We start from the raw sequence: 1,777 nt of genomic DNA, 5'->3' as shown, positions 1-1,777 counted from the left end.
TCGGCATCCCCCGGCCTTGTGCAACGGAGCACGGCTCAGCCCGCCATTGCGAGCATCGGCGGCGCCCGACTGACCCCTTGGAATCGATCATCTAGGCTCGCCTCCATGCCCGAGTCCGCCCCTGACCCTCGCCTGCAGTCCTTGATCAACCAGCTCCTGCCGGGGGTCGTGAGGACGGTGAAGATCGCAGGGTTCGACGGAACGGACGTCTTGGTGCAGCTTGTGGATGCCGAAGGGGCGGAAGCCGAGATCGGGCGGATTCCTCGGCATGAGGCGTCGATGCGTCGGATGGAGCATCCGTCTGAGCTGTTCGAGGTCGGCCAGGAGATCAAGGCCGAGGAGATCGGGCGTTGGCGCGAAGGACAGCTTCACCTCTCCGCCAGGGCGTGCGAGAACCCGGCCTTGCGGTCCTTTCTCCTGGCGTTTGAACGAGGGCAGGTCGTCACTGGGACGGTGTCCGAGGTCCACAACTTCGGGGTCTTCGTTCATGTCGATGGCGAACCGGAGGGCTTGTGCACCGGCTTCATCCGGGGGCCGGACCTGACGTGGGGCTGGATCAGCCATCCCAGCGAGGTGGTGGAGGCCGGCCAGCGGATCACCGCTGAGGTGATCATTGCCGAGACGCGCTCCGGACAGGTCACGCTCTCGCTGAAGGCTCTGCAGGAAGATCCGCTCATTCGGTTCGCGGATCAGGTCGGCCGGGTTCTCACCGGGCCGATCACCAGGATCGTTCCCTTTGGTGTGTTCGTGCAGCTCGCTCCCGACGTTGTGGGGTTCCTTCACCTCTCGGAACTGACCGACCAGCCGGTCGAGACCCCGGATCAGCTTGTCGATGAAGGCGAGATGATCACGGTGAAGGTCACCGAGGTCGATCTCCAGCGTCACCGGGTTCGGTTGGGCGCCGTTGGCGGAGCGCTCTGAACGGCCTTCGGCCTCACTGGTTCCAAGTGGCCTGTTCAGGCTCGGAGAGGGCTTGTGCGAGAGCGTCGGCGGCTTCGGCCAGGAGGACGGCTGTGCTGGTCAGACCAGTGGCGAGGCAGCGCATGCCGTTGGCGGCTGGCCCGCTCCGGCGTGCCCAGGAGCCCTCTGCGGCCGGCACTCTCATGACGGGCGCGAGCGTCCATTCGCTGCCGGTGATCTGGGCCCAGATGTAGGCGGAGGTGACGTTGCGGGTCAGCAGCGGGCCGCATGCTTGCGGGTCGGTCCGGGCTGCGGCGAGAAGGGCTTCCCACTGGTGGTTCGGCAGGTGCCAGGTGGCGAACCGCCTCCGGCGCTCGAGGTAGTCGATCTGGTCCGGGAGGTCGGCGATCTGCTGGGCGAGGTCCTGCAGAGCGTCCATCACGTCGAAGTCCGGAGACGCTCGGACCATCGCTTCGGGACTCATCACTCGGCCCCCGTGGTCCAGCCAGGCCGCTGGAACCCCCAGGAATCTGGCCCCTCCGCGTGGACTGTCACCGGTGACGGCCTGGACCAATTGCAGCGCAACTGTCCTGCGCATGGCATAGACGGAGGCGGGGGGGGAAAGCGGTCGACGCCAGGAAAGTGCTGTTTGAACCAGTTCATTGGGATTTCCTGTGGGACGTGCTCCGCCCAGTAGCCGTGGGGAGGCTTCGGGACGAGCGTGCCGAGGAAGTCCTGCCAGAGGGTCGGGGGCGGGAAGCGCCTGAGCAGAGCGTGATCGAGCTCATTAGAGGACCATCCCTTCTGCAGCCCTCTTCGGTAGGGTTGTGACCTCTCGGTCCCGGTGGGTGCATGGCCAGTCGCGCGAGCCGTTCGT

Annotated in this window: 2 protein-coding genes; one reads left to right on the top strand and one right to left on the bottom strand. The window is 66.1% G+C overall.

Annotation, left to right across the window (positions count from 1 at the left end; translation table 11 throughout):
• The first annotated feature begins 141 nt into the window (after positions 1 to 141).
• A complete protein-coding gene (locus tag ACZ38L_RS39385; protein WP_465702949.1) occupies positions 142 to 921 on the top strand; it encodes a S1 RNA-binding domain-containing protein in 780 nt (259 codons plus the stop codon).
• 13 nt (positions 922 to 934) lie between these two features.
• Here ACZ38L_RS39385 and ACZ38L_RS39380 read toward each other — a convergent pair whose 3' ends face one another.
• Positions 935 to 1,369: a hypothetical protein gene (locus tag ACZ38L_RS39380; protein WP_465702947.1), complete on the bottom strand. Its 435-nt coding sequence runs from the start codon at positions 1,367 to 1,369 to the stop codon at positions 935 to 937.
• Between the last annotated feature and the right edge of the window lie 408 nt (positions 1,370 to 1,777).

This window comes from Kitasatospora sp. NPDC024654 (assembly GCF_055559155.1).
Note: the sequence above shows the minus strand (reverse complement) of the source record. Positions and strands in the feature narration are given on the sequence as shown.

Coding starts and splice junctions, on each gene's coding strand:
- ACZ38L_RS39380 (WP_465702947.1), bottom strand. CDS start 1,369: ATGGTCCGAGCGTCTCCGGACTTCGACGTGATGGACGCTCTGCAGGAC.